At 39.5% G+C, this 26,774-nt stretch carries 24 protein-coding genes, 1 riboswitch and 1 other annotated feature; of the genes, 6 read left to right on the forward strand and 18 right to left on the reverse strand.

What is annotated here, in order from left to right; translation table 11 throughout:
- Window positions 1–182: 182 nt before the first annotated feature.
- Window positions 183–578, reverse strand: a complete 396-nt coding sequence (locus GLP24_RS03135; RefSeq protein ID WP_101767152.1) for an H-NS family histone-like protein — start codon at window positions 576–578, stop codon at window positions 183–185.
- A gap of 380 nt (window positions 579–958) precedes the next feature.
- A riboswitch (Lysine riboswitch) is annotated at window positions 959–1,131 on the forward strand.
- Window positions 1,132–1,235: 104 nt separating this feature from the next.
- On the opposite strand from GLP24_RS03135, the gene GLP24_RS03140 reads away from it, so the two are divergent.
- Together GLP24_RS03140 and GLP24_RS03145 are read left to right on the forward strand one after the other, a co-directional pair.
- Window positions 1,236–2,825, forward strand: a complete 1,590-nt coding sequence (locus tag GLP24_RS03140) for a Na+/H+ antiporter NhaC family protein (protein ID WP_101767151.1) — start codon at window positions 1,236–1,238, stop codon at window positions 2,823–2,825.
- Between the two features lie 180 nt (window positions 2,826–3,005).
- Window positions 3,006–3,584, forward strand: coding sequence for a thymidine kinase (locus tag GLP24_RS03145; protein WP_101767150.1), 579 nt, complete (start codon window positions 3,006–3,008; stop codon window positions 3,582–3,584).
- Between the two features lie 89 nt (window positions 3,585–3,673).
- Here the strand turns inward: GLP24_RS03145 and hisIE are convergent, their stop codons facing one another.
- The 9 genes from hisIE to GLP24_RS03190 form a co-directional block, all read right to left on the reverse strand.
- Window positions 3,674–4,294: a bifunctional phosphoribosyl-AMP cyclohydrolase/phosphoribosyl-ATP diphosphatase HisIE gene (gene hisIE / locus GLP24_RS03150; RefSeq protein ID WP_232574818.1), complete on the reverse strand. Its 621-nt coding sequence runs from the start codon at window positions 4,292–4,294 to the stop codon at window positions 3,674–3,676.
- Window positions 4,291–5,064, reverse strand: a complete 774-nt coding sequence (gene hisF / locus GLP24_RS03155; RefSeq protein WP_045037282.1) for an imidazole glycerol phosphate synthase subunit HisF — start codon at window positions 5,062–5,064, stop codon at window positions 4,291–4,293. The genes hisIE and hisF overlap by 4 nt, the downstream gene beginning before the upstream one ends.
- Window positions 5,065–5,073: 9 nt before the next feature.
- Window positions 5,074–5,808: a 1-(5-phosphoribosyl)-5-[(5-phosphoribosylamino)methylideneamino]imidazole-4-carboxamide isomerase gene (gene hisA / locus GLP24_RS03160; RefSeq protein WP_045039295.1), complete on the reverse strand. Its 735-nt coding sequence runs from the start codon at window positions 5,806–5,808 to the stop codon at window positions 5,074–5,076.
- A gap of 34 nt (window positions 5,809–5,842) precedes the next feature.
- Window positions 5,843–6,511: an imidazole glycerol phosphate synthase subunit HisH gene (hisH, locus tag GLP24_RS03165; protein ID WP_045039296.1), complete on the reverse strand. Its 669-nt coding sequence runs from the start codon at window positions 6,509–6,511 to the stop codon at window positions 5,843–5,845.
- A complete protein-coding gene (gene hisB / locus GLP24_RS03170; RefSeq protein WP_407951489.1) occupies window positions 6,511–7,581 on the reverse strand; it encodes a bifunctional histidinol-phosphatase/imidazoleglycerol-phosphate dehydratase HisB in 1,071 nt (356 codons plus the stop codon). Before hisB ends, hisH begins: the two co-directional genes overlap by 1 nt.
- Window positions 7,582–7,592: 11 nt before the next feature.
- Complete coding sequence (gene hisC, locus GLP24_RS03175) at window positions 7,593–8,642, reverse strand: histidinol-phosphate transaminase (RefSeq protein WP_232615532.1); 1,050 nt, start codon at window positions 8,640–8,642, stop codon at window positions 7,593–7,595.
- 2 nt (window positions 8,643–8,644) lie between these two features.
- On the reverse strand, window positions 8,645–9,952 hold the full coding sequence (gene hisD, locus GLP24_RS03180) for a histidinol dehydrogenase (RefSeq protein WP_232615507.1): 1,308 nt from the start codon (window positions 9,950–9,952) through the stop codon (window positions 8,645–8,647).
- A gap of 3 nt (window positions 9,953–9,955) precedes the next feature.
- Window positions 9,956–10,852, reverse strand: coding sequence for an ATP phosphoribosyltransferase (gene hisG, locus GLP24_RS03185; protein ID WP_232612733.1), 897 nt, complete (start codon window positions 10,850–10,852; stop codon window positions 9,956–9,958).
- 59 nt (window positions 10,853–10,911) lie between these two features.
- Window positions 10,912–11,047: a sequence feature (His leader region), on the reverse strand.
- 352 nt (window positions 11,048–11,399) lie between these two features.
- Window positions 11,400–11,924, reverse strand: a complete 525-nt coding sequence (locus GLP24_RS03190; RefSeq protein ID WP_101767142.1) for a YchJ family metal-binding protein — start codon at window positions 11,922–11,924, stop codon at window positions 11,400–11,402.
- Window positions 11,925–12,144: 220 nt separating this feature from the next.
- Between GLP24_RS03190 and GLP24_RS03195 the strand changes: the two genes are divergently transcribed.
- On the forward strand, window positions 12,145–13,044 hold the full coding sequence (locus tag GLP24_RS03195; RefSeq protein ID WP_101767141.1) for a sulfite exporter TauE/SafE family protein: 900 nt from the start codon (window positions 12,145–12,147) through the stop codon (window positions 13,042–13,044).
- Between the two features lie 79 nt (window positions 13,045–13,123).
- On the opposite strand, the gene lpxH is transcribed toward GLP24_RS03195, so the two are convergent.
- A complete protein-coding gene (gene lpxH, locus GLP24_RS03200; protein ID WP_232583185.1) occupies window positions 13,124–13,864 on the reverse strand; it encodes a UDP-2,3-diacylglucosamine diphosphatase in 741 nt (246 codons plus the stop codon).
- Between the two features lie 44 nt (window positions 13,865–13,908).
- The gene (locus GLP24_RS03205) at window positions 13,909–14,403 is read right to left on the reverse strand and encodes a peptidylprolyl isomerase (RefSeq protein ID WP_101767139.1); all 495 of its coding nucleotides are present in this window, start codon (window positions 14,401–14,403) and stop codon (window positions 13,909–13,911) included.
- 191 nt (window positions 14,404–14,594) lie between these two features.
- On the opposite strand from GLP24_RS03205, the gene cysS reads away from it, so the two are divergent.
- Together cysS and glpQ are read left to right on the forward strand one after the other, a co-directional pair.
- Complete coding sequence (cysS, locus tag GLP24_RS03210; RefSeq protein ID WP_232615508.1) at window positions 14,595–15,977, forward strand: cysteine--tRNA ligase; 1,383 nt, start codon at window positions 14,595–14,597, stop codon at window positions 15,975–15,977.
- A gap of 363 nt (window positions 15,978–16,340) precedes the next feature.
- Entirely contained in the window at window positions 16,341–17,429 is a 1,089-nt protein-coding gene (gene glpQ / locus GLP24_RS03215) for a glycerophosphodiester phosphodiesterase (RefSeq protein ID WP_221942697.1), read from the forward strand.
- Window positions 17,430–17,484: 55 nt separating this feature from the next.
- On the opposite strand, the gene GLP24_RS03220 is transcribed toward glpQ, so the two are convergent.
- Window positions 17,485–18,303 (reverse strand): ion transporter, encoded by an 819-nt coding sequence (locus tag GLP24_RS03220; RefSeq protein WP_101767136.1) that lies wholly within the window; start codon window positions 18,301–18,303, stop codon window positions 17,485–17,487.
- 188 nt (window positions 18,304–18,491) lie between these two features.
- Window positions 18,492–19,130, reverse strand: coding sequence for a YchE family NAAT transporter (locus tag GLP24_RS03225; protein ID WP_101767135.1), 639 nt, complete (start codon window positions 19,128–19,130; stop codon window positions 18,492–18,494).
- Between the two features lie 736 nt (window positions 19,131–19,866).
- On the opposite strand from GLP24_RS03225, the gene adhE reads away from it, so the two are divergent.
- Complete coding sequence (gene adhE, locus GLP24_RS03230) at window positions 19,867–22,545, forward strand: bifunctional acetaldehyde-CoA/alcohol dehydrogenase (RefSeq protein ID WP_232614210.1); 2,679 nt, start codon at window positions 19,867–19,869, stop codon at window positions 22,543–22,545.
- Between the two features lie 165 nt (window positions 22,546–22,710).
- Here adhE and GLP24_RS03235 read toward each other — a convergent pair whose 3' ends face one another.
- The 4 genes from GLP24_RS03235 to GLP24_RS03250 form a co-directional block, all read right to left on the reverse strand.
- Window positions 22,711–23,400 carry an SDR family oxidoreductase gene (locus GLP24_RS03235; RefSeq protein ID WP_221942695.1) on the reverse strand — a complete coding sequence of 230 codons (690 nt, stop codon included), beginning with the start codon at window positions 23,398–23,400 and terminating at the stop codon, window positions 22,711–22,713.
- A gap of 222 nt (window positions 23,401–23,622) precedes the next feature.
- A complete protein-coding gene (locus GLP24_RS03240; RefSeq protein WP_232615509.1) occupies window positions 23,623–24,132 on the reverse strand; it encodes a VC2046/SO_2500 family protein in 510 nt (169 codons plus the stop codon).
- A 135-nt stretch (window positions 24,133–24,267) separates the two neighbouring features.
- Window positions 24,268–25,242, reverse strand: coding sequence for an alpha-L-glutamate ligase-like protein (locus GLP24_RS03245; protein ID WP_232615510.1), 975 nt, complete (start codon window positions 25,240–25,242; stop codon window positions 24,268–24,270).
- 3 nt (window positions 25,243–25,245) lie between these two features.
- A complete protein-coding gene (locus GLP24_RS03250; protein WP_232615511.1) occupies window positions 25,246–26,760 on the reverse strand; it encodes an inactive transglutaminase family protein in 1,515 nt (504 codons plus the stop codon).
- Window positions 26,761–26,774 lie beyond the last annotated feature (14 nt).

The raw sequence follows: 26,774 nt of genomic DNA on the forward strand, positions 1-26,774 counted from the left end.
GTAAGTTTTAGTAATGCTTAAAAAGTTAGTCATTAATGTCTGGCTTTTTATTTACATTATTTAACGAATATAAATACTTTATTCTTACTAAGAATAATTACGAGCAGAATAGTCATCATAGTATTAATTTTAGATATAAAAAAAGCCTAAATAGTTTAGGCTTTTTTATTTAATCTAATGAATTAGATTTCAAATTCTTCAAGAGGTTGGCCTTCATCTAATGCTTTCTTTAGTGCACTAGGTGTACGGCCTTGACCTGTCCATGTTTTTTCATCGCCATTTTCATCGATGAATTTATATTTAGCAGGACGAGTTGCACGCTTTGTTTTTGGTGCTTTTGCTAAACTTGCTAATAATTCTTCAGGGTCAATACCGTCAGCTAATAGCATTTCACGATACTGAGTCAGTTTTTCATTGCGCTCAGTTTCTTTTGCTTGTTCTTCAGCTTCAGCATCAGAACGTTCAGTAACAACTGTTGTTAGTTTATCTAACGCTTCTTCAAGTTGCTCTAGTGTATATTCACGCGAAAGTGCGCGTAGGCTTCGAAGGTTTAAAAGCGCTTTCATTGCATCAGACATTTTATATTTCCTGTTATTTTTAATTAACTGTAAATAATAATAGCAGCATTAAAACATTTTTTGCAATAGTAATACTTTTATACATTATGTGTAAAACATTTTAATCATTTCTTTATTTGAAAAATAGTTATGTTTGAACAATAAGGCTATTTATAAAATAATTCTTCATTAAATGTATAAACACAAGCTAAATAGTTTTAGATATTGTTACTAAACTTTATATGTTAAATGCTAATAAATTTTAAAATGTTATACCACTTCGTTATTATTGATTGTTTATGGTCGTTACTTATTTATTTACAATCTTTATTGTTAATAATTGTGGCTCTAGTTGTTGCGCAATTGGTTTTTTGAGTGGAATAATTTTTCCATTCCTTTATGATAAGAGCTGAGGTGCATTATTTATCAATAACTAATATGAATGTGATTATTAGTGCAGTGAATCAATGTCAACGTAAGAAATTGATATTAAATAGTCTTACTGAGGTTACATTGAATAAGTGTAATACCACCATAGTAGATAAAAATATAATTATGGAGTACTACTGTTGAGGTTAGAGAGGCTAACCATCTTTCCTTATACTCAAAGTGATATGACATTATGGTTATATCAAGCAGTAGATCTCCAACCATCATTGGTTGTCATAGAGATTATAAATTTTGATAGATTACTCTCACTCACTAACATCCATTATTCCACCATTAGTCGCGCTTGGTTTAGCGATTTTAACCCGTAGAGTTTTATTGTCTTTAGGTACCGGTGTTGTACTTGGCGCATTATTTCTTAATGATTTTTCTTTTATCAATACAGTAGGTTATCTTGCTACATCAATCAAAGGGTTATTTATTGCTGATAATGGTATCAATACTTGGAATATGAGTATTGTGCTGTTTTTAATATTACTGGGGATGACCACTGCATTATTAACGCTTTCTGGTGGAACACGTGCTTTTGCTGAGTGGGCACAGACAAAAATAAAAACCAAACGTGGGGCAAAACTTTTAGCGGCTTTTTTAGGGGTCTTCATTTTTGTTGATGACTATTTTAATAGTCTTGCTGTTGGCTCTATTGCTCGTCCTGTGACAGACCGCTTTCAAGTGTCACGTTCAAAATTAGCTTATATTCTTGATTCTACGGCAGCCCCTATGTGTGTATTAATGCCTGCATCAAGCTGGGGCGCATATATTATTACTTTGATTGGCGGCATATTGGTCACACATGGTGTTACTGAATATACGCCATTAAGTGCTTTTATGACATTAGCGCCAATGAATTTTTATGCTATTTTCGCATTAGCAATGGTGTTTGTGGTGTCATGGTTCCAGTGGGATATTGGCCCGATGAGAAAGCATGAAATAGCGGCTTGTCATGGTCGAGGCACTGATGTAGGCGGTGATGTTGATGAACAGGCTAAAGATTTAACTGAAGAGCTTGATATTAAAGAGAGTCAATATGGCCGTATTGGTGATTTAGTGTGGCCGATTATTATTCTTATTATTGCGACGTTCTTTTTTATGGTGTTTACCGGTTATCAGGTGCTAGCAGCAGAAGGTAAACCGTTTGCATTATTAGGTGCTTTTGAAAATACTAATGTTGGTGAAGCATTATGTCTAGGTGGTGCATTTGGTTTAGTTGCCGCTATTGTCCCTGTTTTTCGTCAGCGTATTTCTTATCAAGATGTTGGTAATACTTTATGGGTTGGTGCGAAATCAATGTTTGGTGCCATTTTGATTTTATTATTTGCATGGAGTATTGGTAGTGTTATTGGTGATATGAAAACAGGTCAATATTTATCAACGCTTGTTCAAGGTAATATTAATCCAGCTTTACTGCCAATGATCCTGTTTTTATTATCAGGCATTATGGCATTTTCAACCGGAACCTCATGGGGTACATTTGGAATTATGTTGCCTATTGCTGGCGATCTCGCAGGTGCGACTGAAATCAGTTTAATGTTGCCAATGTTAGCCAGTGTATTAGCAGGGTCAGTATTTGGCGATCATTGTTCTCCAATTTCTGATACCACTATATTGTCATCGACAGGTGCTCGTTGTCATCATATTGATCACGTTGCGACTCAATTGCCTTATGCTTTATCTGTAGCGGTTATCTCCACGATTGGATTTTTAATATTAGGTATTACTGATTCATTAGTATTAGCATTTTTAGTCGCCTTAGTTGCATTTGTATTGATGTGTTTCTTCTTAGCTTGGTTATCGAGTCGACCATTAAAAGGTACTGCATAAGATTAATGTTGCACGTTATTAAAATAACCTAATGGGTTCAAATTGAACCAGTTAATGATTTTCAACTGGTTTTTTTTATAATAATAATAGCCGTTGTTGATATATGTGCTTTTCATTGGTGGTGATTTTATGTAGCATCTTCGCGATTTTTAAATGTAATTAGTATGACTAGGAAAGCTAATGGCCCAGATGTATTTCTATTACTCAGCAATGAACGCTGGGAAATCGACCACACTATTACAATCATCATTTAATTACCGTGAGCGAGGCATGACGCCAATTATTTTTACGGCAGCGATTGATGATCGTTTTGGTAAAGGTAAAGTTAGCTCTCGAATTGGTTTACAGGAAGATGCTGAATTATTTAATTCGACAGATGATTTTTATCAGATATTAATCAACTTTTCTAATGCAGGTAAAATTGATTGCGTATTAATTGATGAAAGCCAATTTTTAACTAAAGAACAAGTTTATCAATTAACTGAGGTGGTTGATAAATTAGACATCCCTGTTTTATGTTATGGGCTACGCACTGATTTTCTTGGTGAATTATTTGAAGGTAGCCGTTATCTATTATCATGGGCAGATAAGTTAGTTGAGTTAAAAACGATTTGTCATTGTGGCCGTAAAGCGAATATGGTGATTCGTCAAGATGCTGCAGGTAATGCAATTGCTGGTGGTAATCAAGTTGAAATTGGCGGTAATGATCTTTATGTATCAATGTGCCGTGCGCATTATAAAGAAGCGTTAGGGCTTTAATTCGCATTTAAATGAATAAAAAAGGAAGCATGGCTTCCTTTTTTTATGAGTGATGAAAAATCATGCCGTATATTAATAGCGATTGATCATTATTGTTGATGGCGTTGTTTAAGTTTATTAATAACATCTTCAAGGGTGAGATTCTGATCTTGCAATAGAACTAATAAGTGATAAATAAGATCGGCTGATTCACAAATTAATTCTGCTTTATCACCCGACGTTGCCGCAAGCGCGACCTCAACCCCTTCTTCGCCCACTTTCTGTGATATACGCTTGGTGCCACGAGCATAGAGGCTAGCGGTGTAAGAGGAATCAGGATCAGCACCTTTACGATCAGCCAAGATTTGCTCAAGTTGATGCAGGAACACCAAAGCAGGTTGAGTATTAGTCGTGTCATCATTACCAAAACAACTAGTGGTGTTTAAGTGACAAGTAGGACCCATCGGATCGACTTGGACTAATAATGTATCTTGATCGCAATCGAGCTTAATACTTTTTAGGTGTAAGACGTTGCCTGATGTTTCACCTTTGGTCCATAAACGGTTTTTAGTGCGTGACCAAAAAGTCACGTGTTCTGTGGCTAAAGTTTTAGCCAGTGCTTCATCATTCATGTAGCCCAGCATTAATACTTGGCCACTGTTATTATCTTGAATAATAGCAGGGATCAATCCGGCTACTTTTTCCCAATCAATAGATGTTGTTAAACTCATAGTCGAATCTCCAGCTGTTGTTGTTTTAGGTAGTGCTTTAACTCATCGATATTAATGATTTGTTTATGGAAGACTGATGCTGCCAGTGCACCATCAACATTGGCAAGTTGAAAGGCATCACGAAAGTGTGACATTTCACCTGCGCCACCAGAAGCAATTAAAGGCACGTTACAGACACTGCGTACCATATTGAGTTGATCTAAGTCGTAACCGTTACGCACGCCGTCTTGGTTCATCATATTTAATACGATTTCACCCGCACCAAGCCGTTGGACTTCTTGTACCCAATCACGTGTTTGCCATTGAGTCGCTTGCGTGCGCTGTTCATCACCCGTAAATTGATACACCTGATATTGACCAGTTTCAGCGTCAAAGTAAGAATCGATACCGACAACGATACATTGCACCCCAAATTTATCAGCAAGCTCAGAAATTAAAGTGGGGTTTGCAAGTGCAGGGGAGTTAATCGAGATTTTATCGGCACCAAATTGAAGGATACGGCTTGCATCGGCCGTTGATTTAATACCTCCAGCAACACAAAATGGAATATCAATCACTTCTGCAACGCGAGATACCCAGCTTTTATCAACGACTCGGCCATCGCTTGAGGCGGTAATATCATAGAAAACCAGTTCATCTGCACCTTCTTCAGCGTAACGTTTTGCCAGCGGTACGATGTCGCCAATGATTTCGTGATTACGAAATTGGACGCCTTTTACAACCTGACCATCACGGACATCTAAACAAGGAATAATACGTTTAGCTAACATGTGTTCTCCTTAGCTATTCCAGCACGTAAACGCTTGTTCAGCGGTAAACTTACCGTCTAATAATGCGCGACCCACAATGACGCCAGCCACGCCTGAACCTTTGAGTGCGGCAATATCATCAAGTGAGCCAATGCCGCCCGATGATTGAAATTGGACTTGTGGATATTGACGGCATAAATCAACATACAATTCGACGTTTGAACCTGTGAGTGTGCCATCGCGTGAAATATCAGTACACAATACGTGTTTTAATCCTACTTTTAGAAAGTCTTCAAGTAGCGTTTCAATGGTGACACCTGAGTCTTCTTGCCAGCCTGATACCGCAACAATACGGTTGCCGTTGTTATCAATATTAATATCAAGGGCTAATACAATATGCTCTGCACCGTATTTTTTGATCCAACCTTTAACCCTTTCTGGTTGCTTAACGGCGGTTGAGCCAATAACCACCCGTTGCGCACCCGCATGGAGTAAATCACTGACATCTTGTTCGCAGCGTACTCCGCCCCCAATTTGAACATTGGCTGGTGTACTCGCAAGCAATTGACTAATGAGTGTCAATTGGCGTGCTTGAGTGTTTTTAGCGCCAGTTAAATCAACCAAGTGCAGCCAGTTAGCACCTGCTTGGTGGTAGAGCGCAAATTGCTCTGTCGGGTTGACGTTATATTCGGTGACCTGTCCGTAGTCGCCTTGAAATAGACGTACAACTTGCCCCTCAATTAAATCTAATGCGGGAATAATCATTACATGTCCTTTTGTTATGGTTGCAGCTGATTGGTTATAGTTCTAAGAAATTCTTTATCAGTTGCGCACCGGCTTTGCTTGAGCGTTCTGGGTGAAACTGCACCCCATAATAATTGCCATTTTGTACCGCAGCGGTAAATGGCTGACCATATTCTGTGGTCGCAATGGTTGCACCACTTTGGTTATCTCGATGATCAAACACGGGCATGGCATAGCTATGAACGAAATAAAAATAGCTTCCCGCTGGAATATCTTTAAATAGCGGGTGATTATCTTCTGGAGTAATGGTATTCCAACCCATATGCGGCAGTGGTAAACCCTCTGCTTGGATTTTCTCAACTGACGCATCACACAACGCTAAACAAGGAATAATGTCGTTGCCATTTTGACCGTGTTCTTGTGACTCTTTGCCAAGTAACTGCATCCCTAAACAGATACCTAATAACGGTTTGGTCACTTGTTTGACCAAGCTCACTAAATCACGTTGCTCAAGATTATGCATTGCTTCGCTGGCTGTACCCACACCGGGTAAAAACAACTTATCCGCGGCTAATACCACTTGCGGGTCTTTACTTATTTGTACCTGATAGCCTAAGCGCTCAATGGCAAATCTAACCGAAGAGACATTGGCGCATCCAGTATCAATAATCACCACCCGTTGCTTGGTGTTAGTGATGGTGTTGGCGATGGATGGTGCTGTCATTACAACACTCCTTTGCTACTTGGAAGTTCATTACCTTCCACTTTTATCGCTTGGCGCAGAGTACGTCCAAAGGCTTTAAATAAACTTTCAACAATGTGGTGATCATTATTGCCTGTTGACGATAAGTGCAACGTACAGGCTAGGGTATCGGTTAATGAACGAAAGAAGTGTGGCACCATTTCCGTAGAAAGGTCACCGACATGATCGCGGCTAAATGTGGCATCAAATTTAAGATAAGGACGACCAGACAAATCTAACGCACATTGTGCCAAACATTCGTCCATCGGTAAGCTAAACCCAAACCGGCCAATCCCTCGCTTATCTCCAAGCGCTTGACGTAGTGCTTCACCTAAGGCGAGGGCAGTATCTTCAACACTGTGATGATCATCAATGTGTAAGTCACCATCAACCGTTAATGTCATTTGAAAACCACCGTGAGTGGCAATTTGATCAAGCATATGATCAAAGAATCCTAATCCGGTTGAAATCGTATTACCTCCCGTTTGATCTAAATTCACTTTGACACGAATATTGGTTTCTTTGGTGGTACGTACCACTTCTGCGATCCGTGGTTGGGTGGTGAGATCTGTCACGATCTGTTGCCAGTGCATGGTTTTAGGATGGTATTGAATGCCACGGATCGCCATATTTTCAGCTAATTGAAGATCTGTTTGACGATCACCAATCACTGCCGAGTTAGCAAAATCAACCCGACCTTGCTGTAAGTAGTCTTTGACTAGCCCCAACTTTGGCTTACGGCAACTGCATTGCTGGTGGTCAAAGTGGGGGCAGATCAAGACGTCACTAAAGTGAACCCCTTGTGAGCTGAAAATATCCATCATCATCGAATGAGGGGCATCAAAATCAGCTTGGGGGTAACTATGAGTACCGAGGCCGTCTTGGTTGGTGACCATCACTAAGGTATAACCTGCATTTTGAAGTGCAAGTAATGCCGGAATCACATTCGGTTCAAATTGTAGTTTGTCTAATCGATCAACTTGAAAGTCGACGGGGGGCTCAACAATTAAGGTGCCATCACGGTCGATAAATAGAATTTTTTCTTTGCTCACAATCAATGTCCTTATTGTTGTTGTTGTAATTGGCCGCGAATAAACGCGAGGGTTTTTTCACATTCGTCACGGTTACCGACACTGATTCGAATGCAGTTCTCTATCGGTGAACGGCGTAAAATAATGCCGTTATCCCATAGCGTATTGAATAGCTTATCGGCATCTGTAAATTTAACTAATAAGTAGTTGGCATAACCATCAAATACGGTAACGCCTGCTAACATCCCTAAACCTGCTTGTAGATAAGCGCGGTTAGCACACAGATCTAATACTTGAAATTTGGTCCGTGCGCGGCCTGCTGGTGATAAGGCTTGCACTGCAATTTCAGTTACAGGCACTGGAACAGGGTAAGGAGCAATGATCTTGAGTAGAATTTCAATGATTTCTTTATTGGCTAAAGTAAAGCCACAACGTAGTCCTGCCAGTGCAAACGCTTTAGATAAGGTTCGCAAAATAACCAGATGCGGATACGTTGCTAATAAATCTTTAACGCTGTCTTGAAGGCTAAAATCAATATAGGCCTCATCAATAACCACTAATGCTCTATCAGTGGTCATTTTAAGTAAGGCGATAATATCTTTACGAACTAATAGATTGCCGGTGGGATTATTGGGACTACAAGCAAACACGATCTTGACGTTATCAAGTTGCTCTGCAATGGCATTAAGGTCTAATTGCCATTCAGGTGTTAACGGCACAACCTTGGCATTAATATCGTTGATCTCTGCACTAATGGCATACATACCATAAGTGGGTGGACAATAGAGAATGCTATCGCAATTTGGCTCACAGAAGGCTTTTATAATCAGCTCAATGCCTTCATCCGCCCCCCGCGAGGTTAATACTTGTTGTGGCTCAACCCCAGCATAATCAGCATAAGCGTTGATCAGCTCTGGTGGTTGGCATTCACTGTAACGGTTTAAGCCCGCAAGATTAATACTGTATTCATTGGCAAACGGAGATTCATTGGCATTGAGCCAGATGTCACCTTTACCGCCTAAACGACGTGCTGATTGGTAAGGGGTTAATTCACGTACAGTTTTACGGGCTAGTTGAGCGATGGTCATAATGCGTTCTCTTGTTGTGCAATTAATTTATTAACTCGAATAGTGACAGCATGTTTGTGAGCGTCAAGACCTTCCGCTGCTGCAATTGTGGTCACTGTTTTTGCAATACCGAGTAAACCGTCGGCTGATAATTCTTGTATTGTCATTCGTTTGCTGAAATCGGCTAAACCAAGGCTTGAATAAGTGCGGGTATAGCCATAGGTCGGTAACACGTGGTTAGTGCCTGATGCATAATCGCCCACCGATTCTGGTGACCATTTACCTAAGAAAATTGAACCTGCATTATCAAGCAGTGGCACTAATTCTCTTGGCTCACAGGTTTGAACAATTAAGTGCTCAGGACCATATTGATTAGAAATCGCCACACACTGAAGTAAGGTTTCGGTTACGATCAAAAGGCTAGATGCTAAAGCTTGTTGAGCAATGTCAGCCCGTGTTAGTTGGCGTAATTGGCGCTCAATTGCAGTCGCAGTTTGATCGGCAATAGCTTGGCTTGATGTGACTAAGATAACTTGTGAATCAGGCCCGTGTTCGGCTTGGCTTAATAAATCAGCGGCAATAAATTCAGGATCTGCTGTTTCATCGGCAATGACCAATACTTCAGAGGGGCCGGCTGGCATATCAATCGCTGCACCGTTGAAGTCATTACTGACTTGTCGTTTTGCTTCGGTAACAAAGGCATTACCTGGACCAAAAATCTTATCAACACTGGCAATAGTGTCAGTGCCATAAGCCATTGCTGCTATGGCTTGTGATCCCCCAACGTTGTAAATAGCATTAATGCCACATAGTTTGGCGACATACAAAATTTCGTCAGCAATCGGTGGTGGTGAACATAAGGCAATATGACGACAACCAGCAATTTGTGCAGGAACGCCTAACATCAGTACGGTTGAAGGCAATGGCGCACTACCACCAGGAATATATAATCCTACCGAATTAACAGGGCGGGTGACTTGTTCACAAATCACACCTGTTTGGGTTTCCACTCGCAAGGTCGGTTGCTGCTGTGCAAGGTGGAAAGTGGTGATATTGCGGTGCGCCTGCTCTAAGGCTGCTTTTATGTCATCACTTAACCGCGCACAAGCCGTATCAACTTCATTTGCAGAGACGTTAAGTGTTGCCGGACGGATACCATCAAATTTTTCGGTAAGCGTAAATAGTGCACCATCGCCTTGTTGACGGACTTGTTCAATAATGTCACTGACAATAGCCGTGATATTCGCGCTGTTATTTACAGCAGGGCGCGCCAACAGTTGTTGTTGCTGGTCTTTTGTGAGTGATTGCCATACTACGGTTTTCATGACTTACTCCATCATTTTTTCAATGGGCAAGACTAAAATAGAGCTCGCACCTAATTCTTTGAGTTGCTCCATGGTTTCCCAGAATAGATTTTCAGAGCTAACAAGGTGGATCGCCACGCGACTTTTGTCACCAGCAAGAGGCAATACGGTTGGATCTTCAGCGCCTGGTAATAATTGTTTAATTTGATTAAGGCGATCAGTAGGCGCGTGTAGCATGATGTACTTAGATTCTTTAGCTTGAATAACACCTTGAATACGAATAAGGAGTCGTTCAATCAGGGCTTGTTTTTCAACGCTGATCACTGCCATTGATTGAATTAATACCGCTTTAGATCGCAAGATCACTTCAGCTTCTTTTAAGCCATTAGCTTCAAGGGTCGCACCTGTCGATACCAAATCACAAATGGCATCGGCTAAACCTGCTCGTGGTGCAACTTCGACAGAACCATTGAGCATACAGGTTGTAAATTGAATGCCAATATTGTCCATGTAGCGTTTGACTAACTGTGGGTAAGTGGTCGCAATACGCTTGCCATTAAGATCTTGAGGCCCGTTGTAATCAGCATCTTTATCAATCGCGATAGAAAGACGGCAACCGCCAAAATCCAGTCGACGTAGTTTGAGGTAATCACTGGCTTCGTGACGTGCTGAGCGCTCAAGGCTAACTTCTTCAAGTTCATTTTCACCAATAACGCCTAAATCCACCACGCCATCCATGATCAGACCGGGAATGTCATCATCTCGAACGAGTAATAAATCAATTGGCATATTTTCAGCGTGAACCACTAATCGCTCACCGACCATATTGAATTTAACACCGCAGCGTTTAAGTAAGTCTTGGCACTCTTTACTAAGACGGCCTTTTTTCTGAATCGCAATGCGTAATCGTTGTGTTTGCATCGTTATATTCCTTGTCTAAATTCATTCAAATAATAAAAATTTCAGATTGAAAATCAGGTATTAAAAAACCCTCGAAAGAAGTTTCTTCCGAGGGTCTGAATGAGATATTCCGTTATGACCACTGGAAGAAAAAAGACGTCTTCCAGGGTGAGGCGTATCCTCCCGAAAGACTAGTCAGGATGATGATGATGTTGAGATAGAATCATTTGTATACGCATAAATAGTTACTCAATAAGGGTGAACATTATTTGTTGTTGTCATTCACACTAACGAAGGCTGTTGTTTTTTGCAACAATAATTTAAGCGAAAAGTTAAAATAAATGTTAATTGTTTGTGTTAATGCGAAAAAGGAAGGGGACACAATATTTTGATTGATAAGATGATGAACTGTAATGAATTATTTGGCTTTTAAAAATAAAGATATGAGAGAGTATTTTTTAAATGTAAATTATTTAAGGATATTTTCTCAATAAATCAACAAATAACACATCAATAAAACTGATTTTTAGGACTCAGTTTTATTGATGGATAATGTTAATGCGTTAGCTTAGGCACAGCATTTTTTGTATTTTTTACCACTGCCGCATAAGCAAGGATCATTACGACCAACGGTTTTAGTGACGGTTACTGGTTGGGGTGCTGGTGGTTGTTCGCTTGGTGGTGGCTGAGGATATTCCCCATCAATGTAAAACCAACATAGCTGACCATTCATGGTTTCTTGTACAAAACGCGAACGCTCTTGCAGTATATATTCTTCGCCGGCTTCTTTATAACCAGCTTTAAATTCAACAAACCCCTGACCATCAGCCGCAATTTCACTGTTAATAACTTCTAGACCAAGCCATTTAAGATTAATCGATTCGGCAATGGCTTCTCGATGATGTTCTGCGTCACAACTGGCATGATAAGTTTGTACTACAAAATCAACTAAGCCCAGCACATGAGCACTGTAACGCGCACGCATAAGTTGTTCAGGATGGGTGGCTAATGCATGATTAAGATGGATAGGTTTACAACATTCAGCAAGTGATTTGTGGCTGCCACAAGGACATTCATTCGAGTGTTTTGACATCTTTTTAAGCCGATTTTGGTAAAGAAATTAGGGCTATTTTACGTTTTGATTATATCAATTAGCAATCAGTGTTTATATTTGCTGCAATATATTGAATGAATGGTTAAAACAATGGTAACTCATGGCGTATAAGTACATAATATTCGCGGCTGGAATAATTGCCACTTGCAATGCACCTTTTGTGCTCCTCGAATAACCCTCTTTGTGTTTAATAATCCTTATGTCCATATTTACCTTGATACAAGCGGGATTGCTTGTTGGTAGTGGTATTTTTTGTTTGATGTTATTCGTAGCATGGCGAAAAAACCATAAGCAGGAAGCTGATACACGCATTATCCCAATTGCTATTATTGGTGGTTTTGCTCACTTTTGTGACACCTTAGGCATTGGTAGTTTTGCCATCATGACCTCTGGTTATAAACAATTTAAGCTTATTGATGATCAGCAATTACCTGGAACACTTAATGGTCAGTCAGTACTGCCAACGGTTTTTCAGTCATTTATTTTTATGACCGCAATTGCCGTTGATTCTGTGACCTTATTAAGTTTGGTTGCTGCGGCTTGTGTCGGTGCGACAATCGGTGCGCGGTTAGTCTCTAGTTGGGATCGGCAGCATATTCGAATTGTAATGAGTGTGGCGTTATTAATTGTGGCGGGTTTAATGCTTGCTGGGCAATTAAAGCTATTTCCATTAGGGGGTAGTAGTCTTGGTTTAAGTGGCTGGAAATTAGTTATAGGCATTGTTGGTAACTTTATTTTCGGTGCATTAATGACCGTAGGAATCGGCTTATACGCGCCATGTATGGTAATGATTTACCTGCTTGGTATGAATCCGTTGGCGGCCTTTCCCGTCATGATGTGTTCATGCGCATTTTTAAGCTTTTTCTCATCAGCTAGCTTCATTCGTCATAATCGCTTTAATAGTCGCGCAACAATAACGGTTGCTGTCGTTGGGCCGATAATGGTGATCATTGCCGCATATTTAGTGAAGTCATTAAATATGCATGTATTATCGTGGTTAGTGTGTATTGTTGTTTTTTATACCTCAATCACGATGTATCGTTCATGGCTTGCTGATAGAAAAGTGATGCCTAGTAATACAGTGGTAAAAGCACAATAAGTGTCATGCCAGTAAATGATAATCAATAGATTTTGTAGCAATAAAAAAGGTACGCATGTCGTACCTTTTTTTATGCTTATTATTTTGTGTTAGAAGCACTGAAATTACGTGTTTCTAATTGATATCCATCGGGGTGATATACCAACACTGAGCCGTGATCGTACCAGTCACCAAGTACAATCCGTTGTGCAGGAATGCCATCAATATTAAGCTCATGAATATCAGGTCGATGCGTATGGCCGTGAATCATTTGAGTGACATGTGCATCACGCATTACCCGTACTACTTCTGCTTGAGTAACATCCATAATCAATTGGTTTTTGGTTTGATTATTCTTACCACTGTTACTGCGGAATTTATCACCGACTTTAACCCGGTATGATAACGGTAATCGTGCAAACAACCATTGGATAACAGGATTGTGAACTTTTTTACGGTAGCGTTGGTAAGCTTGATCTTCAATACACAGCGTATCACCGTGTAAAATTAAGGTGGGTGTGCCGTAAAGATCAACCACCGTATGCTGAGGCAATAAGATCATTCCCGTTTGACGGCTAAATTGTTTACCAATTAAAAAGTCACGGTTGCCATGAATAAAGTAACACGGTGTGCCAGCATCAGTCAGGGTTTTGAAGGCATGTCTGACTTGCTGTAAGAAAGGGGAGTCTTCATCATCGCCTATCCACATTTCAAATAAATCCCCTAATACATACAAGGCATCGATATGGTGGGTTTCTTCGGCCATAAAGCGTAAGAAACAAGCGGTAATGTCAGGACGTTCAGCACTTAAGTGCAAATCTGAGATAAATAATGTGGTCATAAGAGTTTAATAAAGGGCGGTAACTGACCGCCCTTTGCGAAGTATTAGTCTTCGATTGTTACGTTTTCGATGATAACGTCTTCAACTGGCACGTCGTCGTGGTAACCGTTACGGCCTGTTTTTACTGCTTTGATTTTATTGACTACATCCATGCCTTCAACAACAGCAGCAAATACACAGTAGCCCCAGCCACTCATGTTTTCGCCAGTGAAGTCTAGGAAGTTGTTATCTTTTACGTTAATGAAGAACTGTGAGCTAGCAGAGTGTGGTGCATTAGTACGCGCCATTGCTAATGTGCCTGTTTTGTTGCTTAGGCCATTGTTTGCTTCATTGTTGATTGTTGCGCGAGTTTCTTTCTCTTCCATACCAGGAAGCATGCCACCGCCTTGAACCATGAAACCCTCAATAACGCGGTGGAAAATAGTGCCATTATAGAAACCGTCACGGCAGTATTCTAGGAAGTTAGCACATGTTACAGGTGCTTTATCTTCGAAAAGATTAATTTTGATGTCACCGAAATTTGTGTGAAGAGTGATCATGATTTTTTCCTTAAATGGAGTATTTTCTTTAAGCGTGGATATTAACTTACCTTAGCCGTGTCAGACAAACATTACCCGCTTAATCTGCACTAATGGCTAAAATAGCATCCATCCTTGAATTTTCCTTGCGATCAAATGCTATAAAAGGTGTAATTACCGACAAATTTGAAATTAATGAGTAATGCTGAGACATGTTAAAGATCTATAATTCGCTCACACGACAAAAAGAAGTATTTACACCCATCCATCCTGGCAAAGTCGGTATGTACGTTTGTGGCGTTACGATCTACGATTTATGTCACATCGGACACGGTCGTACATTTGTCTCTTTTGATGTTGTGTCGCGTTATTTGCGTTACTCAGGCTACGATCTTACTTTTGTTCGTAACATTACTGATATCGACGATAAAATCATTAAGCGTGCCGCTGAAAATGGCGAAAGCTGTGAATCATTAACAGAGCGTTTAATCGGTGAAATGCATGCGGACTTTGATGCTTTAGGCATGAAACGTCCGAATGTTGAACCACGTGCGACGCAATTTATTGCTGAAATCATCACTCTTTGTGAACGTTTAATTAAACGTGGCTTTGCTTACGTTGCATCAAATGGCGACGTAATGTTTGAAGTGAGCAAGTATGACGATTACGGTCGCCTTTCTAAGCAAGATCTTGATCAACTACAAGCGGGTGCGCGTGTTGATATCGATATGGCAAAACGTAGTCCATTAGACTTTGTTTTGTGGAAAATGTCGAAGCCTGGTGAGCCAACATGGGAATCACCATGGGGTCCTGGTCGCCCTGGTTGGCATATTGAATGTTCAGCGATGAACTCATCTATTCTTGGCGATCACTTTGATATTCATGGTGGTGGTTCAGATCTACAATTCCCTCACCACGAAAATGAAATTGCGCAATCATGCTGTGCTCACGATGGTCAATATGTGAATACATGGATGCACAGTGGCATGGTGATGATTGATCGTGAAAAGATGTCTAAATCATTAGGTAACTTCTTCACTATCCGTGATGTGTTAAACCATTACGATCCTGAAACAGTACGTTACTTCTTAATGTCTGGTCATTACCGTAGCCAGCTTAATTACAGTGAAGATAATCTTAAACAAGCGCGTTCAGCACTTGAGCGTTTATATACGTCACTCCGTGGCTTAGATACATCAGTAGAAGCTGCTGGTGGTGAAGAATTTGTTGCTCGTTTTAAAGAAGCGATGGATGATGATTTCAATACGCCTGAAGCATATTCTGCATTGTTTGATATGGCGCGCGAGATCAACCGTCTTAAAACGGATGATGTTACAGCTGCCTCTTTATTAGGTGCGCGTATGCGTGAACTCGCTGATATTTTGGGCTTATTATCTCAAGATCCTGAAACCTTCTTACAAGGTGGTGTAGGTGAAGACGATAACGTGGCTGAAATTGAAGGATTAATTCAACAGCGTTTAGATGCGCGTGCTGCAAAAGATTGGGCTGCTGCTGATGATGCGCGTGATAAGCTACTTGCGATGGGCATTATTTTAGAAGATGGTGCACAAGGTACAACTTGGCGTCGTAAATAATTAAATCTGTCCTTTATTAAACCGAGGTATTCTGCCTCGGTTTTTTATATCTTCATTTTTTGTTATCGGCTTAATGTCAGCTTGTTTATACGATTTTTGCCGTTATTACGGTTTGATTTTTATCACGTTATAGACGTGGTAAAAGCAAAGTATGAAACAAATAAGTCTATAACATGAATATTTAATAGCTTTATTCCACTTTGGAATTAAAGTCACTATTCGAGAATAAAGTTTATTATTTGAGCTGTTAATGTTGCTATATACGCATTTGATCGCAAAATCTTCATTTATTATCCGTATTATTTGTTTCGAATGAAAATTTTTATGTTCGATATTCATCAAGGTGCAATTAAAGGAATAATAATGAAAAAAATGATGCTAGCGACAATGATTGGTTGCGCGATATTGTCAACAAGTGTAATTGCTCAACCTAATACTGATAAAGTTGTTATTGCCCATCGTGGTGCGTCAGGTTATTTGCCTGAACATACTTTACCAGCAAAGGCACTTGCTTATGCGATGAAGCCAGATTATATCGAGCAAGATGTGGTAATGACGAAAGATGATAAGCTGGTGGTGTTACATGATCACTATTTGGATCGGGTAACCAATGTTGCCACTGTTTTTCCAAATCGTGCCCGTAAAGATGGTCGTTTTTATGCGATTGATTTTACCTTGGCAGAAATTAAGCAGTTGAGTGTGACAGAAGGTTTTAATATTAAAGAGGGTAAACAAGTACAAGGTTTCTCTGAACGTTTCCCTATTTGGAAGTCTCATTTTACCGTTCCAACGTTCCAAGAAGAAATTGAAATGATCCAAGGGTTAAACAAAACTTTGGGTTATGACATTGGTTTATATCCAGAAATTAAAGCGCCATGGTTTCATCGTCATGAAGGTAAAGACATCAGTAAAGCGGTACTGACAGTATTAAAACACTATGGTTATATTGATAAAAACAGTAATATTTATTTACAAACTTTTGATTTTAATGAACTTAAGCGTATTAATGATCAATTAATGCCAGCCATGGGCATGGATCTGAATTTAGTACAACTGATGGCGGAAACCGATTGGAATGAGACCATGGTGTATGACAAAGCAGGTAAGGCACATGCGTATAGTTATGATTGGATGTTTAAGCCTGATGGTATGAAAGTCTTGTCTCAATATGCAGATGGTATTGGTCCATGGAAACCGATGATAGTGAAAGACAGTTCAACGGTAGGACACATAGAACTCACTGATATGGTTAAAAACGCCCACGAGAATGGCATGGTGGTACACCCTTATACGTTTCGTGCCGATAAAGATCGTATTCCTGCCTATGTTAAAGATTACAATGGCATGTTAGATGTGTTTTATAATCAAGCGGATGTCGATGGTGTCTTTACTGATTTTCCGGATAAAGCCGTGCATTTCTTACAACAACAATCACAGCCTCAAAAACAGTAACTAATTGTTTTTATATATAGCCCGTTCTATGTCTAGATACGGGCTTTTTATGTTGCTATAACGTCTCTGGCAGTTGTGTTCCGCATTTTTTGCAGTACTCAGCATCCATTTCGTGACCGCTGGTGGCACAATTAGGACACCGAATCAGACCTCGATGAGTTTTCATTTCTTGATTTAATTCAGCAGTAATAATCCCTGTAGGCACTGCAAGAATTGAGTAACCCAACAACATGGTTAATGATGCTAACGCCTTACCCATTACGGTGTGAGGCACAATATCGCCATAGCCTACAGTCGTGATGGTGACAATTGCCCAGTAAATACTTTTGGGAATACTAGTAAAACCATTTGCTGGACCTTCAATAATGAACATTAATGAGCCAAAGACTGTGACCAGAATTAAAACCGAACTAAAAAAGACCACTATTTTACGTTGAGCGTGACGAAGTGAGCGTAATAAAATATTGGAATCTTTAAGAAATCTTGCCAGTTTTAGCACGCGGAAAATACGTAATACACGAATAAGACGAATAATCAGTAAGTAGTTCGAACCTGGAATTAAAAATGCAATATAGGCAGGTAAAATGGCCATTAAATCGATAACACCATAAAAGCTGCGTATGTAAGCAAAGGGGCGCGGAGAGCAATATAAACGTAAGATGTATTCAATAGTGAATAGAATCGTAAATGTCCATTCAGCAATAACAAGTAAATGGGAATATTGTGATTCAATGCTAGCAACAGATGAGATAATTAAAATTAATTCAGAACTGACAATAGCAATAATTAGCGCAATATCAAACCATTGTCCGAAGCGAGTAGAAGTACCGAAAATAATTTGATATAGACGTTGTCTTGAGGTTAGTTTTGTCATAATTTAATAAAGTATATTAACAAGTAAAATGCAACGTAAGATATTAATCGCTGCGCATTGCCATTAATTGGCTTGAATGAATCTAAGTATATCAAAACCCCACAATGACTTAAGGATTTATTGAGTGCTAAAAAAGCCCCAACGTTAACATTGAGGCTTGGTACTATCTATAAGGATAAACAATGATGCTAGCTCAATCCTGGCAACATCACGCGTAGTCCATTAATAATAAATTCAATACCGAGTGCTGCAAGAATCAAACCCATAATACGCGTAATAACGTTAATACCCGTTTGACCTAAAAATCGAACAATGTAAGGTGCTGAACGAAATAATAACCAACAACAAAAAGCAAATACTGCAATAGTGATTGCTATGCCAATAGTAGAAGTAACGCCTGGATAGCGAGAGCCATATACAATGGTGGAACTTATCGCACCAGGACCTGCCATTAATGGCATTGCTAATGGTACGACTCCAACTTGTTCACGGCTAACGGATTCTGACTTCTCTTCTTTATTCTGTTTTACCTCACCGATCTTACCGCTCATCATTGAAAACGCGATACTTAATAACAGTAAACCACCGGCAACTCTAAATGAATCAATTGAGATACTGAATAGATCCAGTAAATGTTGCCCAGCGATGAGTGCGACAATTAAAATAATAACAATGGCAATATTGGTGGTTAATGCGGTTTTGTTTCGTTCTTCTGGGCTCATGGATCCAGTAAGAGAAACAAAAACAGGCATGATACCAATAGGATTGACTGTCGCAATAAGCCCAACGAAAAAATGTAAAAATATAGCTATATCAAAAGTCTGCATAATTACACCTACTAAGTTACTTTGATTTTTTATGCTGTGAGTAAAGAAAAGGAAATAGCCATTTTAATTTTTATAAGAGGTCATAGAAATTAAATCATTGGGGGCTAAATTAACCTTAATAAATGGTATCTAAGTTAGTGATCTATAAGGATGTATGGTTAAAAAGTACTATTGCGACCATATTTTAATCTAAGCTAACTATTTCATCCACCAATAAAAGCTAATTTATGCGAGCTAAGGCGATGAAAATTTTATATACGATTGATTATGAGAAGTGGATTGTTGTGTCTTAGGCTTAGAGAAAAACAATGTATAAGATGAATATGCAACAAATATTGAGCAGTTGACGCAATAAATCGTGATTTCTGTCACAATTAAATATCTTATGGGCTAGTAAATGTATTTTTATTACGTAATATTTCGGCTTGTGAAATAAATGATTTTAGTACATAGTAAGTAAATCAGCTGTAAGGCTCATAAAATTACATGTAAAAGAATGAAAAACACGCTAAATTTTACTATTTAATGATTATTTCAGCGTTTTGATGGAGTAGTGATCTAAATCAAACTTTTTGTAGTGTGAAAAATTATAATCAGTTTTGAAAGCAATTTATTAAGTATGTGTATTGTTGAAAGTGTTAATGAGTTTAACGCTCTTAATGTAGAAAGATTTCAGCATATTCTTACTAAATGATTTTTGATGAATTTTATAGTTTTTTATTTTTGGAGAAACAATATGCCTGTAACTAATTTAGCTGAACTTGATGCTTTAGTAGCACGAGTTAAAGTGGCTCAAAAAGAATTTGCAAGCTTTTCACAAGAACAAGTTGATAAAATATTTCGTGCTGCGTCGCTAGCTGCTTCAACTGCTCGTATCGAGCTTGCTAAAATGGCAGCAGAAGAGTCTGGCATGGGTATCATGGAAGACAAAGTGATTAAAAACCATTTTGCTTCTGAGTTCATTTACAATAAATACAAAGATGAATTGACGTGTGGCGTTATCGACCGTAACGATGAAGGCGGCACGATCACTATCGCTGAACCTGTAGGTATTGTTTGTGCAATCGTTCCAACGACAAACCCTACTTCAACAGCAATCTTTAAATCGTTAATCTGTCTTAAAACACGTAATGGTTGTATCTTCTCGCCACACCCACGTGCTAAAAATGCAACTAACTACGCAGCGAAAGTTGTATTAGATGCAGCAGTTAAAGCGGGCGCACCAAAAGATATCATTGGTTGGATTGACCAACCATCTGTTGAACTATCAAATGCACTAATGAAACATGAACACGTCAACATGATCCTTGCTACTGGTGGTCCAGGCATGGTTAAAGCAGCTTACTCTTCAGGTAAACCTGCAATCGGTGTTGGTGCAGGTAATACGCCTGTTGTTATCGACGAAACTGCTGATATCAAACGTGCTGTTTCTTCTATCCTAATGTCTAAAACATTTGATAATGGTGTTATCTGTGCTTCTGAGCAAGCCGCAATCGTTGTTGAATCAATTTACGATGAAGTTAAAGCTCGTTTCGCTGAATACGGCGCGGCAGTTCTAAGTAAAGAAGATGCAGATAAAGTACGTAAAGTACTACTTATCAATGGCGCACTTAACGCTAACATCGTTGGCCAACCAGCATACAAAATCGCTGAGCTAGCAAATGTTAAAGTGCCTAAGTCAACTAAAATTCTTATCGGTGAAGGCCTAGAAGCTTCATGGGATGATGAATTTGCTCATGAAAAACTATCTCCAACTCTAGGTCTATTTAAAGCGAAAGACTTTGAAGATGCTGTGCGTCAAGCAGGTATCATTTTAGATATAGGTGGTGTTGGTCATACATCAGTTCTTTACACTGACCAAGATAATAACGAAGAGCGTATTGCGTACTTCGGTGACAAAATGAAAACTGCTCGTATTCTTGTGAATACACCTGCATCTCAAGGTGGTATCGGTGACCTTTACAACTTTGAATTAGCGCCTTCACTAACTTTAGGTTGTGGTTCTTGGGGTGGTAATGCTATCTCTGAAAACGTAGGTCCTAAGCACCTTATCAACAAGAAAATTGTAGCTAAGCGAGCAGAAAATATGTTGTGGCATAAACTACCTAAATCTATCTACTTCCGTCGCGGCTGTTTACCAATCGCAATGAGTGATCTTGAAGGTAAAAAACGTGCTCTAATCGTAACTGACCGTTTCTTGTTCAATAACGGTTACATCGATGACCTACGTTCAATCTTGAAAGAGAAAGGCATGGAAGTTGAAGTATTCCATGAAGTAGAAGCAGATCCAACATTAGCAGTAGTTAAAGCAGGTGCTGAAGCATGTGCAAGTTACCAACCTGATGTTATCTTAGCTGTTGGTGGTGGTTCACCAATGGATGCTGCGAAAGTTATGTGGGTGATGTACGAGCATCCAGAAACTGATTTTGAAGATTTATCAATGCGCTTTATGGATATCCGTAAACGTATTTACAAGTTCCCTAAAATGGGTCAAAAAGCTGAACTAGTATGTATCACAACTACTTCAGGTACTGGTTCTGAAGTTACACCATTTGCTGTTGTAACTGATGAAAAGACAGGTCAAAAATACCCATTAGCAGATTACGAACTAACGCCAAACATGGCTGTTGTTGATGCTAACCTTGTAATGGATATGCCTAAGTCTTTATGTGCATTCGGTGGTTACGATGCAGTAACACACGCATTAGAAGCTTACGTTTCTGTTCTTGCTAACGAATACTCAGACGGTCACGCTCTTCAAGCTCTTAAGATGCTTAAAGAGTACTTACCAAGTTCTTACATGAACGGTAAGAAAGATCCAATTGCACGTGAGAAAGTACACAATGCAGCAACAATCGCTGGTATGTCTTTTGCGCAGTCTTTCCTAGGTGTGTGTCACTCAATGGCGCATAAATTAGGCGCTGAATTCCACGTACCACACGGTCTTGCGAATGCGTTATTAATCTCGAATACTGTTCGTTTTAATGCGACTAACAACCCAACTAAACAAGCTGCGTTCTCTCAGTACGACCGTCCGAAAGCACGTGCTCGTTACGCTGAAGTTGCTGAGCATTTAGGTTTCCGTGAAGGTAATACTGAAACGAAAGTTAATGCGTTACTTAATTGGTTAGAAGAGCTTAAAGTTGCATTGGATATTCCACTGTCAATTCAAGCTGCTGGTGTTAATGAAGCTGCGTTTATGGCTAAAGTTGATGCAATTGCTGAAGATGCGTTCGATGACCAATGTACTGGTGCTAACCCACGTTACCCATTGATTAAAGAGCTTAAAGAAGTATTAATCGCTTCTTACTACGGTACAGCATACGTTGACGGCGAAACGTTTGAAGAAACAACAGTAGTTAAGAAATCAGAGCCAGTACAAGTTGCTGCAAAAGGTAAAAAAGCAAAAGCTTAATATCTTTACTGACTAAAATATAAAAAAAGCCCGTCTAGCAATAGACGGGCTTTTTGTTTTTGGGGATTTACACGATCGATAAGTGATTAACCTCGCAACCTCTGAACATAAAAAAGGCCAAGTGTTTATCTTAGCCGATTGATTAATTTATTATTTTACAGCTGTTTAAACTCCAATCTCAGACTCTAGCATTCGTCCGTTGAATGAATCATTACGGACAATGTATTCGACGTTACGCGCAATTTCGTCTTGCATCGGGATATTAATAATCGCGTGTTGGTCACAAGGCTTATTCTGTAGATTTATCGGTACAATACCGCCGACACGAATATTTAAATTCGCAAGTTCGTTCGCCCAATTTTGAGTTAAACCACTGACAACGGTTTTACTGGTTGTGGGTGTGTGTGGTTGATGATTGTCATTGCTCAATGCCAGATTAACAATGACACTTTGATGAGGTTGATGCTGCATAAATTCAGCGGCTACTTTACCAAAGATAAAAAAGCTCGCAGCGCTTTTTTGCATTATATCGTTAAAGTCGACGATTGATGTTGGTGATAATAGATTAGGTATTTCTGTGCCTGTCCAAGTATTCAATAATATATTGATTGATCCAAATCTTTTATTCACTTGTTGAAATAGTGTTTTAATACTAGTTTCATCGTAGCTTTTTATGTAGAACGCAGCTGACGAATCACTTATTTTTTGACAAGATCGTAAGGTTTTTTTTAATTCAACTTCGTTATTATCGACTAGCGCTAAAGTAGCCCCTAATGATGCGAAATGAAGCGCTATTGCTTTACCAATAGGATTACCAGCATCGGTGATAATAGCGACTGATTGTCCGATATGCATATATTCCCAGCCTTAATGTTTAGATAGTCTTATTTTAAGCCTTATTGGTATTAATTTTGTAGTGGTTATATCTAAGGCAATTACTATCCTTAATACTAGTTAAAAATAGTGCAAACTAATAATAATAAAGAAGAAATTATGAGCGGTGTCACGAACAAATAGGGTTATTATTTCTGCATCATAAATAATATATATTATCTTTGATCAACTGCAAATATTGGTTTAAGCAGCCCAACTCATTTCACTCTGGCGTTTAGATTTAATTAACGCTAAGTAAAGATCTTGTGGCGTTGCTTGAAGTGGTTTTAGCTCGATAGGTGGTAATTTACGACGTTCGTGAAGAGATAGATTATGGAATAAGTCTTCTGGTAAACCTTTGGTTTTTTGGGGTGGGTAAGAAAGGGCGGTTGGTTGCAATTGTGCCAATAGACGGGTGCTGGTTAAACTTGCTTGATGAAAGGCCTGTGCTTGTTCCGCTGCTCGTTGATAACATGATGGTGTTGATGTGAGGGGCTGTGGTACTGGAATCTCAAAATAAGCTCGCAGTTGTTGTGATGACAGTGTTTCTATTGGGGTAGTATCAACAGGAATTTTTTCATGCAGATCAGTAGACAATAACGCTAACATCAATGCAAAATCAGCACGACGTCCACCTTCAACCGCATGGTTAAGGTGAGTACCGAGTTGAATTTCATTAATAAGCTGTAAATTATCAAGTGATTGAGTTTGCATGTAATCAATAACGGGCTATGTTAAATAAGATACTTAAGTTATCGACATTAATAAGAGTAACTTTAATGATTTATTTTAGGTAATAAAAAGCCCTGAGTATGTCAGGGCTAATCATATTATTGTATTGATAGTCGTTTAGAACTCAGGTTTAGCGCCAAATTGATGGGCACAATACGCCACTCGTTCTTCAGGCGTCGGTGTATGTGCGGTTACTCCCATTGCTTCAATATGACGTAAGCGTGGTAACAAGCCAGTACCATTAGCAATTTGAATCGCTAAACCGGGACGAGCATTTAGCTCTAATACCATTGGACCTTTTTCTTTGTCCAATACCATATCTGTTCCAATATAGCCTAAGCCTGTCATTTCCCATGCACTGGCAGCAAGTACCAGCAGCTTGTTCCATTCAGGGACTTCAAGCTCACTTAATAAGCGATCAGTGTCAGGATGGCGTTCAACGGGTAAGTTAAACTGTACCGCTCGAATCGCTTTACCTGATGCAATATCAATACCGACACCAACTGCACCTTGGTGAAGGTTTGCTTTACCATCAGAAGCTGCCGTCGAACAGCGCATCATTGCCATCACAGGATAACCTTTAAATACGATCACGCGTACATCGGGCACACCTTCATAGCTAAAACCATCAAATACATTATCAAATTGAATTAGGTTTTCGACCATCGCAACATCATTTTTACCCCCTAGCGAGAATAATCCGGCAAGGGTATTGGTAATATGACGTTCAACATCTTGTTGATTAATTTCAGCACCTGATGGCTTAATATAAATGCCATCTTTGTGCTTCACAATTACCAAAATGCCTTTACCACCAGAGCCTTGAGCGGGTTTTATTACAAACCCAGGCCAGTTTTTAACCATATGGTGAATATGCTTAACCGTCGCTTGGCTCTCAATCACACCAATCAAATCAGGAACGGTTGCTCCCGCTTGTTGAGCAATGAACTTGGTTTTTAGTTTGTCATCTACAAGCGGAAAACGACTACGATCATTATATCGACCAATATAGCTATGGTTACGTTTGTTCATTCCCATTATGCCACGATCACGCAGTTTTTTCGGTGAGGTAAACTGTGAAAAGAACGACATAGATTAATCCTCGACTAATGGCTTAAAGCGACGTAGCTCACTTAAGCGATAACCGGTGTAGTTACCTAAAATTAAGATAACCGCAAGGATAATAAATTGAACACCAATAAAGTTAAACGTTAGGTGACGTACAATGGGTGTTGTCATTGCAAGGTAAATTAGCACTGATGTTAATAGCGAACCACCACCTTGAATAAACACTTCTTTTGCACCTTCTTCTTCCCATAGAATCGACATCCGCTCGATAGTCCATGACAAAATGATCATTGGGAAGAAGGTAATTGTGAGACCTTCAATTAAGCCAATTTTAAATGCCACCACGGTGAATATTGAAATGATCAATATTACGGTAATTATCACCGCGGATATTCGGGCGACCAGAAGTAGGTTGAGTTTCGACAGATAACTTCGAATGATTAAACCGGTACCCACGATCAATAGGAAACCAACAATACCGGTTAATAGCTGGGTTTGCACAAAGGCAACCGCGATTAACACTGGCATGAATGTACCTGATGTTTTAAGCCCGATAATGATACGTAAAAACACCACAATTAATGCGCCAATAGGCACAAGCATGATGGTTTTAAACATTGCTTGTTCTTCAAGAGGCAAACTATGAATTGAGAAGTTTAATAGATCTTCAACTTTAATTTTTTCTTGAGTTGCACGTTGTGGCGTAATGTCTTGGGCAATAATAGAGAAACTGATATTTGAGTTACGGCCACCAACAACATCCAGTAATGCATTACCTTGTTGGTTCCAAATCATCACATTTTTAGGTTTGCCTTGCTCGCCAGTGGTGAGATTAAATAGCTGCCAGTTTGTCTGTTGCTTATCCCACACTTCAACCATTGGTGATACGTTTTGACGACGACGACCATCTTCAAGTGTTAACCCACTGACAATGCGAGAATTAATGCCTTCAAGTGATAATAGGCTAGTAACTACATCAGCGGGTGACATTGTATCAAGTAACACTGCGGCATTTTGATTCTGTTTATCATGTAACTCACGAATTAACTCGCGCGCTAATGTCACATCATTAGCTGATAAATTACGCGCTTGGGTTAACAATGCTGTTGCAGCTGTTTGTTGTGGATTACTTAAGCTAACTTCATCCGGTTCACCTTTTGGTGGCACAGGTTTATATTTAGCATGCTCATCAACCAATAATTGGGTTTTGTAATACAACACTTGTTTACCAATCGCGGTACGTGTTGCCCAATCGGCTTCACGACCATCTTTAGTATTGTGGATCACTACTGAATAATTTGGGGGTGATGATGTACTTTCATCGATCAGTGTAAAGCCTTGCTGCGTGCCCGGTGCCGACATTTTTACTTGTACTGGGTCGCCAATAGCGTCAAATTGTACTCGTGCTTCTACTTCCCAAACAGCGCGTTCTTTTCCTGGTGTCCATGGCACGCCATAGACATCATGGCGATATACGCTTAATCCAATACCTGAAATTATCAGCAGGGAGATAAGTATATAAAAGGGTATTCTAGACGTCATGACAGCCTCTTTAT

The sequence above is a fragment of the Photobacterium carnosum genome, assembly GCF_021236965.1.
Lineage (GTDB): Bacteria > Pseudomonadota > Gammaproteobacteria > Enterobacterales > Vibrionaceae > Photobacterium > Photobacterium carnosum.

Bases quoted from the DNA above. Each gene is read 5' to 3' on its own strand.
- GLP24_RS03190 (WP_101767142.1), bottom strand. From the start codon at position 11,924: ATGTCAAAACACTCGAATGAATGTCCTTGTGGCAGCCACAAATCACTT.
- adhE (WP_232614210.1), top strand. From the start codon at position 19,867: ATGCCTGTAACTAATTTAGCTGAACTTGATGCTTTAGTAGCACGAGTT.
- GLP24_RS03145 (WP_101767150.1), top strand. From the start codon at position 3,006: ATGGCCCAGATGTATTTCTATTACTCAGCAATGAACGCTGGGAAATCG.
- GLP24_RS03240 (WP_232615509.1), bottom strand. From the start codon at position 24,132: ATGCAAACTCAATCACTTGATAATTTACAGCTTATTAATGAAATTCAA.
- hisA (WP_045039295.1), bottom strand. From the start codon at position 5,808: ATGATTATTCCCGCATTAGATTTAATTGAGGGGCAAGTTGTACGTCTA.
- hisF (WP_045037282.1), bottom strand. From the start codon at position 5,064: ATGTTAGCTAAACGTATTATTCCTTGTTTAGATGTCCGTGATGGTCAG.
- glpQ (WP_221942697.1), top strand. From the start codon at position 16,341: ATGAAAAAAATGATGCTAGCGACAATGATTGGTTGCGCGATATTGTCA.
- GLP24_RS03235 (WP_221942695.1), bottom strand. From the start codon at position 23,400: ATGCATATCGGACAATCAGTCGCTATTATCACCGATGCTGGTAATCCT.
- GLP24_RS03135 (WP_101767152.1), bottom strand. From the start codon at position 578: ATGTCTGATGCAATGAAAGCGCTTTTAAACCTTCGAAGCCTACGCGCA.
- cysS (WP_232615508.1), top strand. From the start codon at position 14,595: ATGTTAAAGATCTATAATTCGCTCACACGACAAAAAGAAGTATTTACA.
- lpxH (WP_232583185.1), bottom strand. From the start codon at position 13,864: ATGACCACATTATTTATCTCAGATTTGCACTTAAGTGCTGAACGTCCT.
- GLP24_RS03245 (WP_232615510.1), bottom strand. From the start codon at position 25,242: ATGTCGTTCTTTTCACAGTTTACCTCACCGAAAAAACTGCGTGATCGT.
- hisIE (WP_232574818.1), bottom strand. From the start codon at position 4,294: ATGAGTTTAACAACATCTATTGATTGGGAAAAAGTAGCCGGATTGATC.
- GLP24_RS03205 (WP_101767139.1), bottom strand. From the start codon at position 14,403: ATGATCACTCTTCACACAAATTTCGGTGACATCAAAATTAATCTTTTC.
- hisD (WP_232615507.1), bottom strand. From the start codon at position 9,952: ATGAAAACCGTAGTATGGCAATCACTCACAAAAGACCAGCAACAACAA.
- GLP24_RS03220 (WP_101767136.1), bottom strand. From the start codon at position 18,303: ATGACAAAACTAACCTCAAGACAACGTCTATATCAAATTATTTTCGGT.
- hisH (WP_045039296.1), bottom strand. From the start codon at position 6,511: ATGACAGCACCATCCATCGCCAACACCATCACTAACACCAAGCAACGG.
- hisG (WP_232612733.1), bottom strand. From the start codon at position 10,852: ATGCAAACACAACGATTACGCATTGCGATTCAGAAAAAAGGCCGTCTT.
- GLP24_RS03250 (WP_232615511.1), bottom strand. From the start codon at position 26,760: ATGACGTCTAGAATACCCTTTTATATACTTATCTCCCTGCTGATAATT.
- GLP24_RS03225 (WP_101767135.1), bottom strand. From the start codon at position 19,130: ATGCAGACTTTTGATATAGCTATATTTTTACATTTTTTCGTTGGGCTT.
- GLP24_RS03195 (WP_101767141.1), top strand. From the start codon at position 12,145: ATGTCCATATTTACCTTGATACAAGCGGGATTGCTTGTTGGTAGTGGT.